The organism is Marisediminitalea alba (genome assembly GCF_002993365.1).
In the GTDB taxonomy this organism is placed as follows: domain Bacteria; phylum Pseudomonadota; class Gammaproteobacteria; order Enterobacterales; family Alteromonadaceae; genus Alteromonas; species Alteromonas alba.
On sequence record NZ_PVNP01000020.1, the window covers coordinates 14,869 to 30,238 of the forward strand.

Here is a 15,370-nt window from a genome sequence, read left to right on the forward strand (position 1 = left end):
AGCTGCATGTAGAAATGCTTCACAGGTGGCCACTTTTAGCGCGCAGGCCCCGTTTCCTGCCATCTGGACAATTGCTCAATGTAAGCACTCACAGCTGTGTCTTGTTGAAACTGGCTCACCGCATCCACAAGTATTTGGCCCGCTAGTTGTGACTTCATAGCAGCCTGCATAGCGTCGGCCAGGGCCTGAGTGTCATTACAGGGCACCACTCGCCCTACCCGGCCGTTTTGCAGGGTTTGGGCAACATCCCCGACATCAGTTGCTACACAGGGGATGCCCATGGACAGGCACTCTGTGAGCACTGTTGGTGAGCCTTCGCAGTCAGACGACAACACGAACAGGTCGGCACGCTTCATTTCAGCGTACGGGTTTTCTACAAAACCAAATAAGGATACATGTTCTGAAATGCTCAGTTCAGCGCACAAGGCTTCGAGCTCACCGCGCTGCGGCCCCTCGCCGAAAATAACTAGCTTCAATGGTATCCGCTGTCTGAGTAAGTCAAACGCCCGAATAAGCAACGCAAAGTTTTTCTGTGAGGACAATCGCCCTGCCGCCACAACCACCGGGCACTCTTTATTTGTTAACCAGGGATGAACTGGCGCAGCGGCCGATTTCTCAGCAATTGCCGGGGTAATAACAGGGTTAGGCAGTATTTTTATCCGCGCGTCGGGTAAACCTGTAATAGTTTCTAGCGCACTCGCCGCATCCTGCGACACCGCAATAACACCGGTTAAATAACGGTATAAAAGCCGCATCAACGCAAACCTGAACCTGACCATCATACCGTTGCGGGATGCCAGCCCGGTGAGCATATTGGTGTGTATCTGCCCCACCACCCGGCCTTTGCAACGGTTTATCCTATTGGCTATCGAAGCCGCCTGAACCGCGCGATCTTTAATCGCAAACAGCAGCCGATTGGGATGCTTTTTCAGATACCTCACCAACTCCGGCACTGCCAGTATAGCGCTGCTGGCATTGAGTTTAGTTACCGTAAGTCCGGGATGCTCTGGCAGCTTATCAATATGCGGACCGCGAGCTTTCAGCAGCAGAAGTTCCACCTTAATACCAGCGTTAACCAGACCCTGCACGAGATGATTGGTAATGACTTCAACGCCACCACTCCCCGAGTACGACACCAAAATAGTCAGTTGCCTGAGTGAATGTCCATAATTCTCATTAGCTTCAGTCTTACTCTCCCTGAGTGACTGTCCACATTTCCCCCGGAGTGACTGTCCACGTTTCTCGGTCGGGTGTGTGAGTGGTGGTTCCTTTATCTGTGGATTCATAGCGACTAATGTGACTGTCCTTAATATGTCATATTGATATCGTATTGTTTGAATGAAACATTTTTATGACGATCAACAATATCCATGCTGCTTTCCCACAAACATCAGTTCCTTTTTGTACATATTGCAAAAACCGGCGGTACCAGCGTGCGCGATGCGCTGTCACGCTATCGCTGGGACGCCCGTTACGGTTTGCCGCAATTTATCGTAAATAAGCTGAGTCAGCTCTGTGGGCATAAACTGGGTTGCCGCTTTCCACGCCACAGTAAAGTGATTGCCGCCAAAGAAATGTTACCGGCGGAATATTTTGCCGGCCTGTACAAATTTGCTTTCGTGCGCAACCCGTGGGATTTGCAGGTGAGTTCCTATCACCACATCAAACGTGAACGGCCGCACCTGGCAGCGGGCTTTGATGACTTTGACAGCTTTATGCGTTACAAGCTCGATCCTGAACGCCCCTATCAGTATCACATCGATACTTCCATGCAGTTACAAACCGATTATCTGACCGATCTGCAGGGCAATCTGTGTATGGATTTTATCGCCAAATACGAAAACCTACAGGATGATTTCAATACCATTTGTGAGCAATTAAACCTGCCGACTGCAACGCTGCCTCACAAGCGTAAGGCCACGGACCGACAGACTTATCGCCGCTACTATTCGGATGAGTTAGCCGAGTTAGTGGACAGGCACTTTCAAAAAGACATTAGCCTGCTTGGCTACCACTATTAACGTTTTCATTGATATGGCTTACGCCTGATAACTTTTTCAACATCCAGCCCATTTAGGGACAAGTTAGTGGACAGGCACTTATATTTGCAACCAGAGCAGCCTGAATGAGTGCCTGTCCACGAGGCGGCTATTAACCTGCTTGGCTACCACTATTAACGTTTTCATTGGTATAGCGTACGGCCTATAACCTTTTCAACTTCCAGTGAAGTTAGTGGACAGGCACTTATATCTGCAACCAGAGCAGCCTGAATGAGTGCCTGTCCACGCGGCGGCTAACGTTTTCGCTGATAAAGCGTAAGCCTCACGACTTTTTCAATCTCCAGCACTATGAGCAATGCAAAGCCGGTTAGCACTATCACCAGGTTGTCGATTAATGAGGGTGAATGCGTACCGAACACGGTTTGTAGTATCGGAATATAAGAAATGGCCAACTGAGCTACCACTACCACACCGACGGCCGACCACACCACTTTGGTGCCTTTTACCCCGGCTAAGGAGATTGAACGCAGGTTCATGGTACGGACAAAGAACAGGTAAAAAATCTCCAGGCCCACCAACATGTTCATCGCCAGTGTCCGGGCATACTCCACATCATGCCCGGCTTTAATGGCGTACTGATAAATGCCAAATACCGCCAGGAAAAACAGTGTGCCCACCAGCATAATCTGCCACACCAGCGCAGGCTGAATAAGTGCCTGTCCACGTGGTCGTGGTGGTTTTTTCATGGTCGCCGCGTCAGTGGGTTCAAAGGCTAACGCCATGCCCAGCGTAACCGCCGTGATCATATTGACCCACAAGATCTGCACCGGCGTAATGGGATATGGCAACCCCGCCAACAGTGCAACAATGATGGTTAGCGCCTCACCCGCGTTAGTAGGCAGCGTCCAGCTCACCACTTTTTTGATGTTGGCATACACGGTACGGCCCTGCTCTACCGCCGCCGCTATGGAGGCAAAATTATCGTCTGCCAGTACCACTTCGGCCGCTTCCTTAGCCGCTTCGCTGCCTTTAAGGCCCATGGCCACACCGGCGTCGGCGCGTTTAAGCGATGGTGCATCATTTACGCCGTCACCGGTCATCGAGACTGTCAACCCTAGTGACTGCAGCGCCATCACCAAACGTAACTTGTGCTCAGGCGTAGTGCGGGCAAACACATCGGTATGCTGCACCGCTTCTTTGAGTTGATCATCGCTGAGGGCATCGAGCTCCGTACCGGTTAGCACCTTGTCGGTATGCGTTAAGCCCAGCTGTTTACCAATTGCCTGAGCGGTCACCGCATGGTCGCCGGTAATCATCTTGACCTGAATTCTTGCATTCAGACAGGTTTGCACGGCGCTAATGGCTTCTTGTCTGGGAGGATCTATCAGCCCTACCAGCCCCAGCAGACAAAGCGAATCCTGCAAATCCGTGGCACTCAGAACGGTATGATCAGCAGGCACACTGCGAGAAGCCACAGCCAGTACACGTTGACCTTTTCGGGCCAGCGCCTCCGCTTTATCGAGCCACGCGGTTAAATCGATGGATTGTTCCTCGCCCTGTGCCGTTTGTTGTACCCGACATAACTTCAATACCACTTCCGGCGCGCCTTTCACCAGAATGATTCCGTGGCCGTTGTGGTCGTGATTGAGTGTGGCCATATACTGGGTGGTAGAGTCGAATGGCAGTACATCGGTGCGCCGCCAGCGCGCTTTAAAATCCTCGCCCTCATCAAAAGTGGCCTTACTGGCAAAGCTTACCAGCGCCGCCTCCATAGGATCGCCCTCGAAACTCCAGTTGTCATCACGATGGTGAATCTCAGCGTCGTTACACAGTGCGCATGCCCGGGCAACTTTCTGCAACAAGGGCTGCTCAGCGGTATGTATCGGTTTATCATTAAATAACACGTCGCCAATGGGCGCATAACCTTCGCCATCCACATCGTAGTCATTGGCGGCGGTTTGTACGCTGACCACCATCATTTCGTTGCGGGTAAACGTACCGGTTTTATCGGAGCAGATCACGGACACAGAACCAAGGGTTTCAATAGCCGGTAATACCCGTACGATAGCGCTGCGTTTGGCCATGGCCTGCACGCCGACGGCCAGGGTAATGGTCAGTACTGCGGGCAACCCTTCCGGAATGGCGGCGACAGACAAGCCCACCACCGCAAGAAAGAGCTCAGTAAACGGCTGATTGAGTACCAGAGTGCCAACCACCAACAGGATAACCGCCACGGTCAGAATAAAGCCGGTGATCCACTTAGCCAGCACGTCCATTTGTTCCACCAGCGGTGTAGTGAGCTTCTGAACCCCCGACAACATGCCGCCAATGCGGCCAATTTCGGTATGAGCGCCGGTGGCCACCACTACCCCGGTTGCCTGACCAGACGTAACATTGGTGCCACTAAATGCCATACATTGACGATCGCCCAGCGCTGCTCCCTCTTCCACCTTGCTTGTACCTTTTTCCACCGGCAGTGATTCACCGGTTAGCAAACTTTCCTGAACCGCCAGGCTGTGACTGCTAAGCAGCCGGATATCAGCTGGCACTTTATCTCCGGCTTCCAGCAACACCACATCACCGGGCACCAGTTCTTCACCCGCCACAGTGCGACGCTTACCATTACGGATCACCGCCGCTTTTAAGGCCAGCATCTGGCGAATTGAATCCATGGCTTTTTCGGCCTTGCCTTCCTGCACCACGCCAATCAGGGCGTTAACAATCACCACCGCAAAGATCACCGCCGTGTCTATCCAGTACTGTAAAAATGCGGTCAGAATGCCGGCCACCATCAGCACGATAACCAGCAGATTGGCAAATTGTTTAAGAAAGCGCGCCAGCGTGCTGGCCTGTGGCGCCTCAGGCAGTTTGTTTGGCCCACAGCTTGAGAGTCGCTGGCTAACCTGTTCCTGGCTCAGGCCGTCGCGGGTGGTTTCGAGTTGGGTAATCGCTTCGTCGGCGGTTAGCGCGTGCCATTTGGATTGCTGTATATCGGTCATGATTACTCCCGTACATGTAAGACAAAGGCAGTACAAAGCAGGGGCGTAGTGTTATGTGCTCAGCACCTGCATGCCATCTATGAGTATAGATACCGTACAAAGATTACGCGCCGAAGACACTGATTTGCATCAAAGAGAGGACTACCGGGAATACTGACGTCTTGTCACAGCAGTCCCGGTGTAGGCGGGTTCAGATATGCAATGTCGCACCATGCTGAGAAAAAATCGAGCGCACTTTATCCAGTTCGTCCGGTGATGCCTGTTTGAGAAACGCACTCAGGGAGCGAAACAAATCCAGCGCCTGACTGCCAGGGCCGGTAAATTCGATCATCTTTACGCCCTCAGCACAAGACTGAAAGGCATGAACCTGATCCGCCGGAATGTAAACCATAGCCCCGGCGCCGCAGTGATAACCATCTTCGTTGAGCATAAAATCCACAGCGCCGCTTATCACATAAAAGGTTTCCGACCAGGGATGGCTGTGGGGCGGCGGACCAAAACCAGCGCCGGCACTCTCCTGTACGGTGACAGATTGTTCATCACCTTTCTGAGTATCACTCATCACATTGATCAGGCCGCCGAGCAACTCAATCGATTCAGGTGGCGCAGTTTCCTGCAAAACAATAGCCCTGTGCATGGCATTACCTCTTTTCACCCACTTGCGGCTTCGGGCCAGAAGCCCGCCGCAGATTGCCTTTACAGACTCATCTTACGGCTAACGGCATACCTGAAATGCCGGATTTGAGCCCATAGCGAAGGCGCCGGTACCCCATTGCAAAACACGCCAGCAGTAATAAAACGCTTACTGCCGGTGCATCCACCTGAGTTGCTACCGCCACCACTAATACCGGTAAAACGTCAATAAAGAACCCCGTATTATCAAACTGCACCAGTGGGCTGCTCATAATGGTTGCCACTTCAGCGCTGCTTAAATCCGTACCACCATTTAAAAACGCATCCATCAGGTTGTTACTGCCACTGTTGTGAGGCAGGCCGAGTTCATGGGCAAGTAACTCTGCGTTAAACAAGCTATCGGCATAGGCCGATTCAACCACAAAATCGTTGCCCGGCGTTTCGCCACAGCCAACGTAAAAAATGAAGTTATTACCGCACCAGGTAATATTATCGAGAAACCAGAAATTCACCGTTGTCGCTGAACCGTAATGGGCTGAGGTCAGCGCACTCCATTTAGCGGCGGAGTCGAGGGTGAGCAAGCCCGGGTCAACGTGCTCAATGGCGCTGCCCAGCCGGATATCAACCGGCGTATTTGCGAAGCTGGTCTGGGCATATATAGCATCCATACCGGCTTCATCAACCGTAATATAGGCAGCCTGCGTCACTCCGCTTAAAACAAACAGAAAAACAATGCTGTACAGCCGTAGTAATGGCGCTGAAGAATTGGCGTTTCGAAACATGTCCGGGTCCTTTAATAATCAACAGGATTTTTATATTCCAGACCGCTCAACAATAAAGTTCAGGAATAGATATGCTTTGCACTTCACAGTGGCTAAGTATAGTGAAGAATTTTAAAAACGAGATGGCTGAAAGAAAATAACCGGCTGAAAGCTTACCGACGGGTCTGCTTTCCGCTAGCCCTTGTGACGTTGGGCGGCAAGGTACTTGTACAGAGTAGATTCACCAATATTAAGCTGCCGGGCGACCTCTGTTTTCTTCATGCCTTTAGCAATCAGTTTATTGGCCTTGTTAATAATCGTTGCCGGCAATGCTTTACGGCCTTTGTACTTACCCTTAGCCCGGGCTTTGGCTATACCAATGGCCTGCCGGTCGGTCAGCAGGTCTTTATCTATTTGCGCGGCACTGGCAATCAACGCATAAATATTCGGTGCCGGGCCGGCTACCGACTCCAGATTATCAACAATCAGCATAATACCCTGTCGTTCAAGGTCAGCAGTAACCGCCGCAACCGCCCGAATGCTGCGCCCGAGCCTGGACACATCGTGAATAATCAGCCGATCCCCCCGCTTTAAGCGCTTTAACAGCCGGTTGAGTTTGGGCTTTGCGCCGGGATCGACATTAGGCTCGCGCACCACAATATCGTGAGGGTACTTGTTGATTAAGGACTGAGCCTGCTCGTCAACGTCCTGTTTTTCGGTACTGCTGCCAACGTATAAGTAGGTGGTCACGCGCTGATTCTGATTAGCCTGATAATGCTCAAAATGATAGTAAAATCAGCATTGAATACAAGCGTTAAAACATCCGACCTGACAATTAGCGGGTTTTCACCCTGCCTTGACCGTTGCCACGCTAAGGTTTGCGTAACATACTAGAGCAACAGACTTAAAGGACGCCGGACTGTGGCAACATCAGTTTCTGTTTTATTAATCGAAGACAACCTGGCCATTGCCCGGCAGATTGTTGATTTTCTGGAAGGCCACGGCTGGCTGGTCGATTTTGCTGCCACTGGTAAACAGGGTGTTCAGCAGGCGTTAAACGGTCAGTTCGACGTTATCATTCTGGATCTGAACCTGCCTGATATAGACGGTCTGGAAGTGTGTAAGCGCATAAAGGCAGAAGCCACCAAAGTGGTGCCGGTGTTAATGCTCACTGCTCGTGATGCCTTTACCGACAAAGCCAAAGGTTTTGGTCAGGGCGCCGACGACTATCTCACTAAGCCTTTTGATTTACGCGAATTAGCACTGCGCTGCGAAGCGCTGGCACGACGTCCGCAACTGCACACCGACACTACCGTAACCCAGGGATCGCTGGCCATGGATACCCGGGCCATGACCGTCAACTGGCAAAACACCGTTATTCCGGTAACCGGTATCGGCTTTAAGATCCTGCATAAACTGCTTTGTGACTATCCTTATCCGGTAAGTCGTTCAGACTTGATCAGTCATATCTGGGCCGACGACCCGCCTGAAAGTAACGCGCTGAAATCGCACATGTATACGTTACGCAAAGCCCTGGAACAAGCCAGCGGCCGGGCCCTGTTGCACACCATCAGTAACGTGGGTTATCAGCTAAAGGGACTGAATGACAATGAAGTTTAAAGGCATTCAGGCGCAGTTGTTTATTGCGTTTGGAACCCTGGTGCTAATCATTGGCTTATTTTATACCCGCCTCAGTATGCTGTTTATGGAGGTGACCCAGGACATTGTTGCCTCCCATTTACTGAGCATGGAAATTACGCAGCTTGAAAACAGCTGGGCAGACAACAGCCAACTGAGTGTGTTGTCTCCCTCTTCCGCGGCATATACCATTATTAATCACGACAGCGAGCTCCCCGGTAAGCTCACACCGAGCACCTATGGCGATAATGTTGCTACGGTTGCCGGGCAGGAGGCAGTTTACTTTCAGCCTTTTACACTGCCTGATATCCCGGCCCGGGGCGTTATGGTGCAGGCCAATGAGCTCCTGCCTTTGGCTAACTTTGCCAGCATTTACCAGGTTTTCCTGTTTAGCGTATCGGCGGCGGCACTCATCCTGGCGATTCTCAGCACCTGGTTTCTGGCCTCGCGACTGGCCAAGCCTATCCAGCGCCTGTCGGTTTCAATTAAACGGCAGTCGCCCGACTCGCCCTGCCAGATTAGCGGCGAACGTCGCCAGGACGAAATTGGCGAACTGGCGAATTCGTTCAAGAATACTTATTCTGAACTTCAGGAAGCCTGGCAACGAGAGCGGGATTTTACCCGTGATGTGAGCCACGAATTGCGGACTCCCATCACACTGCTGAAGAATACCCTGGCAATCAATGACAACCTCATAAGCGATCCGGCCGAGCGCCAGTTAATTGAGCAGGCTACCAATACCTTACAGCAAACCGTAGAAGTCTTGCTGGCACTGGCGCGTAAGGAAAACCTGCAGTTCAGCGAGGTTAAATTACTGCCCGTTCTTGAAAAGCAGTTACTGGCGCTGTACCAGATTTATCCCGACCAGGCATTTAATGCCGACATAGAACTGCCCGACAATTTTACCCTGCCAGGCAACACCTACTTAATCACTTTGTTGTGTCAGAACCTGATTAACAACGGCTTTTATCACGGCGGTGGAGGCGGTATGCGGATTTATGTGCAGTCAGCACATCTGGTGTTTGAAAACCCGCTGACCGAATCGCCTTCACGGCCCTATTATCAGGGTCTGGGGCACGGCCAGTATCTGGTGCAGCGGATTGCGTCGGTAATGCACTGGCAAGTCAGTATTGAGCAATCCGCCACGCATTACCGCGTGTTACTAAGCTGGTAGTACGGGCATTTTCTGCTTTAACAATAAGCGGCCCAGCCAGCAAAACCAGCCAATTTGCAGCAATCCGAAGACGCCGCCTGCAGCGGCTAATGGCGGATAAACGGTTAACATACCAATCAGGCCCGTTATGGCTCCTGCAACACTTAAGGATCGTGGCACACTTCGCCGGCAGTACAGGCTAATATTAATCACCAGCATCCAGATACCGCCAATCCATTCTACGCCATCGCCAAGGCCCGTCTGAATCGCCAGGATAGCCGGCCAGGTTTCATTGGTTTGGGTGGGTGTCAGGTAAGTAAGATATTCGATGGTAAGCACCGAAATAAAGCCGATAGCAAACACGTAAGCGGCCCAAACGTATCCTATCAGCGCGCCTATCAGTTGCCATTGGCCACTTTCCTCGCCCGCCGGGCGATAAAGGCTGCGGTTTAGCAACAGCAACGCCACGCCAAACACCACAAAAATAATAAAGTACCAACTCTGAATAAGGCGAGGTTCTGAGAGAATGGCCTGCAGACGCTGCTCGCCATCAATATTAATGTCCGGCATGACAACCAGTATCATGGTAAAACCAATGATATAACACAGCGCACAGACTACTGCGGCAATACCGCCAAGCTGCAAGCGAGTTTTCATTTTGGCTCCGTCCAATGGCAATAGGCAAAGCATCAGCTTACCACTTAAACCGCTTTGCCAATACTCACCGGTTATGAGTTCAGGTGCTTAATTTGTAACAGATTATCTAAAGCGGACGTGGTGGCGATTAAGCTCACTGATTTTACTGCAGCCCATCAGGCGCATATCCCGTTCTATTTCTGCCACCATCAGCTGCATGGCCCGCTCTACGCCAGGTTGACCAGCGGCCGCCAGAGCATACAAATAGTAACGGCCCAGACCCACCGCTTTTGCTCCCAGCGCCAGCGCTTTTAACACGTGAGTACCGCGCTGAACGCCACTATCGAAAATCACATCAATTTTATCACCCACGGCATCAACAATTTCGGCCAGATGATCGAATGAGCTACGAGAGCCGTCCAGTTGCCGGCCACCGTGGTTAGAGATAACAATGCCGGTACAGCCAATGTCTACGGCACGGCGCGCATCATCGGCACTCATGATCCCTTTTAAGCAAAACTGGCCGTCCCAGAATTTCACCATTTCTTCTACGTCTTTCCAGTTCATAGAAGGGTCGAGCATATTGGTAAAGTAATCGCCGATAGAACTGCTGCCGCCGCCCATATCAATGTGCGCTTCAAGCTGCGGTAAAGAGAACTTCTCGTGGGTGATATAGTTAATCCCCCAGGCAGGTTTGCTGGCAAACTGCCATAATCCGGCCAGGTTGAGTTTAAACGGAATGGAAAAGCCGGTTCTGAGATCCCGCTCCCGGTTGCCACCGGTAATGGAATCTACCGTTAGCATCATTACTTCGATGTTGGACTCTTTAGCCCGTTCCATCATGGCCCGGTTCAGGCCCCTGTCTTTGTGAAAATAAAACTGATAAACCTGCGGGGTATCGTATTGGCGGGCAATCTCTTCCATACTTACCGTGCCCAGCGACGACACGCCAAACATGGTGCCGAACTTTTCGGCCGTAGCGGCTACCGCGCGCTCTCCCTGATGGTGGAACAAGCGTTGTAATGCGGTGGGCGATAAATACACCGGCAGGTCGAGCTTCTGACCCATCACTTCCACGCTCAGATCGATATCTTTCACACCGGTTAACACACGGGGGATAAGATCGCATTCTCTGAATGCATCGCTGTTGCGACGCAAGGTGGTTTCATCGTCGGCGCCGCCATCGATATAGTTGAAGATGGGGCCAGGCAGTCGCTTTTGCGCCAGCTTTCTGAAATCATGAAAATTAAAACATTGGTTCAATCGCATTAACGGCTCCCCTTTTAAATAACGCGAATGGGCTGACTTTGGTTACATCTGATACAACGCTAAGGATACCGGAAATTTTGACGCCTGCGGCAGTATGCGCCTAATGTCTCAGTGAAACCGTTGAATAACCGGAGAAAAGTCGCCTGACTGCCGTGCCGTTGGGTTAACAGGGCAATCAGGCTGGCTTGGAAACACGGTTACACAATACCTGAGCCGGTGGCATTTGGATCCCGTGGGCGTAACTCAGCCATTTTGCTGCGATAACCACTGCTGCGGTACACCGCCAGCGGGTTAATTGCTGCGCCTTTGCGATAACGGGCCATAGCCAGTATGGGCGACACATCCAGGTTAAAGGCATTCTTTAATTCCAGCGACGCCATTAGCGCGTCGTTATCTTCCTGATAGCCATAAAGCGCCTCGCGATTAACCAGTAACGCTTTAACAAAGGAACGCTGCACTTCGATGGCAGAGTTAATCAGGCTTTCGGCCGGATCAGTTACGTTATGTGACTGGTCGAGCATGTAGGCGGGATTGAAATCCTGCTCCTTACGGTATTCAGCATCAACGAGCTCATTAAAAATGAGGAACTGCTGATAGGGATGTAATGAGCCACTGTCGAGATCATCGTCGCCATATTTGCTGTCATTAAAATGAAAGCCACCGAGCTTTTTGAACTGGATCAGGCGCGACACAATCATCTCAATATTGGTGTTTGGCGCATGGTGACCCAAATCGACCAGCGACTTACATTTAGGCCCTAACTGCATGGCAGCCAGAATGTTGGAGCCCCAGTCCTGAATAATGGTGGAATAAAATGCCGGTTCGAACATCTTATGCTCAATGTGCATTTCCCAGTCATCCGGCAGGCCTTTATAGATTTGTTCCATGCTGGCCAGGTAACGTTCAAACGCGCGTTGGAAATGTTGCTGGCCAGGATGATTAGAGCCGTCGCCAACCCATACCGTGAGGCTTTTCGCGCCTAACTGCTGGCCATAGCCGATGCAGTCGAGGTTATGTTGAATAGCCAGTTCACGGGCTTCCTTGCTGGTGTTACTCAGACTGCCGTATTTGTAGGAGTGTTCCTGACCAGGCTGATCCTGGAAAGTATTGGAGTTTACGGAAACCCATTTTATCCCGTACTCATCGGCCGTTTGTTTGAGCTCACTGAAATCATCCACTTTGTCCCAGGGGAAATGGGGCGACACGCTGTCGGTACACCCCGAAAGCTCATTGATCACGGCACAATCCTCGAGTTTCTCAAAGATATTACGTGGTTCGCCGGTGCCAGGAAAACGCGCAAAGCGGGTACCGCCGGTACCTGTGCCCCAGGACGGTACGGCAATCTGAAAATCTGCCGCGCTGCGGGTGATGGCTTCAATATCAATATTCTGCCGCGCCAGCTTATCGCCCAGCGCCGCGTAGTCAGCCTCAAGTTCGTTGAGTAGTGACTGATTCGCCCGGTTAATCAGTGCTTCATCGATGCGTCTTAACATAGTCGGTTACTCCTATCGCAAGAAGGCTTCGTGCAGACCACCGTCCACACTGATCACCTGCCCGGTGGTTTTACTTAACTGCCCTGAAATCAGCAGGTACGCAGCTTCGGCCTGGTCGTCCGGCGTTATGGGCTGCTTAGTGAGGGTGCGCTGAGCATAAAACTCAGCCAGTTTATTGCGTAGTGCCTCGGTTGACTCATCGGCGCTGAACGCAATGTTGTATTTGGTTAACGATGAAATCACCCGGTCACGAGGGAACATGTTACTGCCCTGCACCACAGTTGCCGGCGCCAGTGCATTCACATTAATAAGCGGCGAAAGCGTAACGGCCAGCTCCCGCACCAGATGGTTGGCCGCAGCTTTACTGGTATCGTAAGCCAGCGAGCCTTTCTTGGAGACCGCGCCGTTAACACTGGTGGTAAGTACCATAGCGCCTTTAAGCCCCTGGCTCTGCCAGATTTTCTGCGCTTCAGAGGCCACCACGTAACCGCCTTTAACATTCACACCAAAACTTAAATCAAAGATTTGGTCGTTCTTGGCCATGTCTGCGCCTTCCGCTACAAACACACCCGCGGTAACAATCACTTTATCAATGCCGCCGTACGCCAGCAGCACCTGCGAGAACAAGCCCTCAACGGTTTCGCGCTTGGTGATATCTACCTGTAAGGCGATTGCCGGTCCACAGGCTGAGATCCCCGAACCTGCCACGCCAATGCCCTGACCGTAAATCTCGGTAAGCTCGGCGGCGGTTTTCTCAGCATTGGTATAATTCAGATCCGCACACACCACATGGGCGCCTTCCCTGGCAACGCGGTGGGCCGTCGCTTTTCCGATTCCGTCACCGGCGCCAATCACCACTACCACATCGCGAGCCAGCGATTTTTCTGCCGGCATACGTTGCAGTTTGGCCTCTTCCAGCGCCCAGTATTCAATATCAAAAGCTTCCTGTGCAGGCAGCGCTGTGTATTCAGAGATGGCTTCAGCACCTCGCATTACCTCAATGGCACAGTTGTAAAACTCGGCCGTCACCCGCGACTCACTCTTGTTTTTACCCCAGGCAATCATGCCGATGCCAGGAATAAGAATAACCGTGGGGCTGGGGTCACGCATAGCCGGAGAATCTTCGTGTTTGCAGCTTTCGTAATAAGCAATGTAGTCTTCGCGATATTGCTGCAAGCCCGCTTTAAACTTGTCGACCAGCTGTTCGAAATCGTCATTTTGCGGATCAAAATCCACCAGTAATGGTTTAATTTTGGTACGCAGAAAATGATCCGGACAAGAGGTGCCCAGTGCGGCCAGTCTTGGCGCATCCGCGCTGTTTACAAAACGTAAGGTAGCGTCGTCGGTTTGCACAGTGGCGATAAATTTTACCTTGGTGGAAATCATGCCTCTGGCAACCGGCAGGAATTCGGTTAGCAGGCGGGTGCGGCTGTTTTCATCCAGTGGCGCGTATTTTTGCCCGCCAAAAGTCATCTCGCCTTTGTCATGCTCTTCAATGTAACGGGCAGCCGTTTCGATCACCCAGAGCGAGGTTTCGTAACAACTCTTACTCTCACCGGCCCAGTTGGTGTGACCATGTTGTCCCAACAGAATGCCCACGATATCCGGGTTTTCCTCGTAGGTTTCTTCACAGAGTCTGGCCGCTTCCCAGCCCGGACGCATCCAGGGCACATAAGCCAGCTTGCCGCCCCAGATGGTTTCTGTAAGCGCTTTTTGATCTTTACAGGACGCCACCGAAATCACGGCATTGGGATGCAGGTGATCAACATGTTTCTCATCAATCATGGAGTGCAGCGGCGTATCTATGGATGAGGCACGCGGATTCAGGCAAAAGTTACAGTGCTTAAACATGCCCACCATGCGGTCTTCGCCGGCAGATTTGTAGCCTTTATCAGGATAAGCCTGATAAACCTCATCCAGCGCCTGCAGCTTGCCTTCGTACAGTGAAGAAAAGTTCTCCCGGGTGGATGTGCGCAAATCACCGCCGGAGCCTTTTACCCACAATACTTCAACCTGCTCGCCGGTGAGTGGGTCAGTTTCCATCAATTTAGCCGAGGTATTACCGCCCCCGGTATTGGTGATGCGCTGATCTTCTCCCAGCTTGTTTGAGCGGTAGACCAGGTTATCGACGGGGCTTAGCTCATCGGCAATGTGATCTTCCCATAAATACTTTACGTGTTGATACTCATCCGGCTGATACGGCATAACAGTGTCCTGTGAAATCAATAAATCGAATTTGGCTTTATATTGCATGTAACCATCAATATAAAAATCAATATACATCCATATCAATCTATGTCAATCAAATTCAATCACAAAGTAACAAATTAGTTACATTAATTTTAAGTATAACCCTTGTCGGTGATCACAAAAGGATATCGCGGGCATAAAAAAACCGGCGATGCCGGCCTTCTATCAGGGCAAGATCACGAACATTTATTGACCAACTGAGTTAACAAGAGATATTACAACTGGACGAAATTTAGTGACTGTGATCTTATACTCTCTTTTGCGGAGAGAGTCATGGGTACAGGTGCATTTGAACAGCTTTTTAGTGAGTTAGAAGATCCTCGTCAATCAGCTAAGGTGGCACATTTATTCACTGATATTTTATTCCTTGTCGTGTGTGCTTCCATCGCTGGTGCCAAAGGCTGGGAAGACATTGAAGATTTTGGTGATTTACACTTTGACTGGTTTCGCGAGAAAGGGCTTTTCAAAAATGGACTGCCCGTTCATGACACGATTGCTCGTGTGATATCAAGAGTCGATAGCGAACAATTCCAGCGTT

At 51.2% G+C, this 15,370-nt stretch carries 13 protein-coding genes; 4 read left to right on the plus strand and 9 right to left on the minus strand.

Going from position 1 to position 15,370, the window contains the following annotated elements:
• Positions 1–35 precede the first annotated feature (35 nt).
• Positions 36–1,286, minus strand: a complete 1,251-nt coding sequence (locus tag C6Y40_RS03070) for a glycosyltransferase (protein WP_105933291.1) — start codon at positions 1,284–1,286, stop codon at positions 36–38.
• An 84-nt stretch (positions 1,287–1,370) separates the two neighbouring features.
• Here C6Y40_RS03070 and C6Y40_RS03075 point away from each other — a divergent pair, with 84 nt between their 5' ends.
• Positions 1,371–2,021, plus strand: a complete 651-nt coding sequence (locus C6Y40_RS03075) for a sulfotransferase family 2 domain-containing protein (protein ID WP_105933292.1) — start codon at positions 1,371–1,373, stop codon at positions 2,019–2,021.
• Positions 2,022–2,293: 272 nt separating this feature from the next.
• Here the strand turns inward: C6Y40_RS03075 and C6Y40_RS03080 are convergent, their stop codons facing one another.
• The 4 genes from C6Y40_RS03080 to C6Y40_RS03095 form a co-directional block, all read right to left on the minus strand.
• Positions 2,294–4,999, minus strand: coding sequence for a cation-translocating P-type ATPase (locus tag C6Y40_RS03080; protein WP_105933293.1), 2,706 nt, complete (start codon positions 4,997–4,999; stop codon positions 2,294–2,296).
• Between the two features lie 190 nt (positions 5,000–5,189).
• Positions 5,190–5,636: a cupin domain-containing protein gene (locus C6Y40_RS03085; RefSeq protein WP_105933294.1), complete on the minus strand. Its 447-nt coding sequence runs from the start codon at positions 5,634–5,636 to the stop codon at positions 5,190–5,192.
• A gap of 67 nt (positions 5,637–5,703) precedes the next feature.
• Positions 5,704–6,414 (minus strand): PEP-CTERM sorting domain-containing protein, encoded by a 711-nt coding sequence (locus C6Y40_RS03090; RefSeq protein WP_105933295.1) that lies wholly within the window; start codon positions 6,412–6,414, stop codon positions 5,704–5,706.
• A gap of 174 nt (positions 6,415–6,588) precedes the next feature.
• Positions 6,589–7,143 (minus strand): recombinase family protein, encoded by a 555-nt coding sequence (locus C6Y40_RS03095; RefSeq protein WP_105933296.1) that lies wholly within the window; start codon positions 7,141–7,143, stop codon positions 6,589–6,591.
• Positions 7,144–7,314: 171 nt separating this feature from the next.
• Here C6Y40_RS03095 and C6Y40_RS03100 point away from each other — a divergent pair, with 171 nt between their 5' ends.
• Complete coding sequence (locus tag C6Y40_RS03100) at positions 7,315–8,013, plus strand: response regulator transcription factor (protein ID WP_105933297.1); 699 nt, start codon at positions 7,315–7,317, stop codon at positions 8,011–8,013.
• Positions 7,997–9,205 (plus strand): histidine kinase dimerization/phospho-acceptor domain-containing protein, encoded by a 1,209-nt coding sequence (locus tag C6Y40_RS03105; RefSeq protein ID WP_105933298.1) that lies wholly within the window; start codon positions 7,997–7,999, stop codon positions 9,203–9,205. The genes C6Y40_RS03100 and C6Y40_RS03105 overlap by 17 nt, the downstream gene beginning before the upstream one ends.
• On the opposite strand, the gene C6Y40_RS03110 is transcribed toward C6Y40_RS03105, so the two are convergent.
• The 4 genes from C6Y40_RS03110 to C6Y40_RS03125 all read right to left on the minus strand — a co-directional run bounded on the left by C6Y40_RS03110 (position 9,194) and on the right by C6Y40_RS03125 (position 14,865).
• A complete protein-coding gene (locus tag C6Y40_RS03110; protein ID WP_170308395.1) occupies positions 9,194–9,841 on the minus strand; it encodes a DUF4386 family protein in 648 nt (215 codons plus the stop codon). The genes C6Y40_RS03105 and C6Y40_RS03110 overlap by 12 nt on opposite strands.
• Positions 9,842–9,943: 102 nt before the next feature.
• Entirely contained in the window at positions 9,944–11,089 is a 1,146-nt protein-coding gene (locus C6Y40_RS03115) for an alpha-hydroxy acid oxidase (RefSeq protein WP_105933300.1), read from the minus strand.
• A gap of 197 nt (positions 11,090–11,286) precedes the next feature.
• Entirely contained in the window at positions 11,287–12,582 is a 1,296-nt protein-coding gene (gene rhaI / locus C6Y40_RS03120; RefSeq protein WP_105933301.1) for an L-rhamnose catabolism isomerase, read from the minus strand.
• A gap of 12 nt (positions 12,583–12,594) precedes the next feature.
• Complete coding sequence (locus tag C6Y40_RS03125; protein ID WP_240621832.1) at positions 12,595–14,865, minus strand: bifunctional rhamnulose-1-phosphate aldolase/short-chain dehydrogenase; 2,271 nt, start codon at positions 14,863–14,865, stop codon at positions 12,595–12,597.
• Between the two features lie 240 nt (positions 14,866–15,105).
• Between C6Y40_RS03125 and C6Y40_RS03130 the strand changes: the two genes are divergently transcribed.
• A partial coding sequence (locus C6Y40_RS03130; RefSeq protein WP_146129483.1) for a transposase family protein occupies positions 15,106–15,370 on the plus strand: 265 nt, incomplete at its 3' end.

What these genes read in the sequence shown, in the direction of transcription:
- C6Y40_RS03070 (WP_105933291.1), bottom strand. Translation starts at nt 1,286, where the DNA reads ATGAATCCACAGATAAAGGAACCACCACTCACACACCCGACCGAGAAA.
- C6Y40_RS03075 (WP_105933292.1), top strand. Translation starts at nt 1,371, where the DNA reads ATGCTGCTTTCCCACAAACATCAGTTCCTTTTTGTACATATTGCAAAA.
- C6Y40_RS03080 (WP_105933293.1), bottom strand. Translation starts at nt 4,999, where the DNA reads ATGACCGATATACAGCAATCCAAATGGCACGCGCTAACCGCCGACGAA.
- C6Y40_RS03085 (WP_105933294.1), bottom strand. Translation starts at nt 5,636, where the DNA reads ATGCACAGGGCTATTGTTTTGCAGGAAACTGCGCCACCTGAATCGATT.
- C6Y40_RS03090 (WP_105933295.1), bottom strand. Translation starts at nt 6,414, where the DNA reads ATGTTTCGAAACGCCAATTCTTCAGCGCCATTACTACGGCTGTACAGC.
- C6Y40_RS03105 (WP_105933298.1), top strand. Translation starts at nt 7,997, where the DNA reads ATGACAATGAAGTTTAAAGGCATTCAGGCGCAGTTGTTTATTGCGTTT.
- C6Y40_RS03110 (WP_170308395.1), bottom strand. Translation starts at nt 9,841, where the DNA reads ATGAAAACTCGCTTGCAGCTTGGCGGTATTGCCGCAGTAGTCTGTGCG.
- C6Y40_RS03115 (WP_105933300.1), bottom strand. Translation starts at nt 11,089, where the DNA reads ATGCGATTGAACCAATGTTTTAATTTTCATGATTTCAGAAAGCTGGCG.
- rhaI (WP_105933301.1), bottom strand. Translation starts at nt 12,582, where the DNA reads ATGTTAAGACGCATCGATGAAGCACTGATTAACCGGGCGAATCAGTCA.
- C6Y40_RS03125 (WP_240621832.1), bottom strand. Translation starts at nt 14,865, where the DNA reads ATGTATATTGATTTTTATATTGATGGTTACATGCAATATAAAGCCAAA.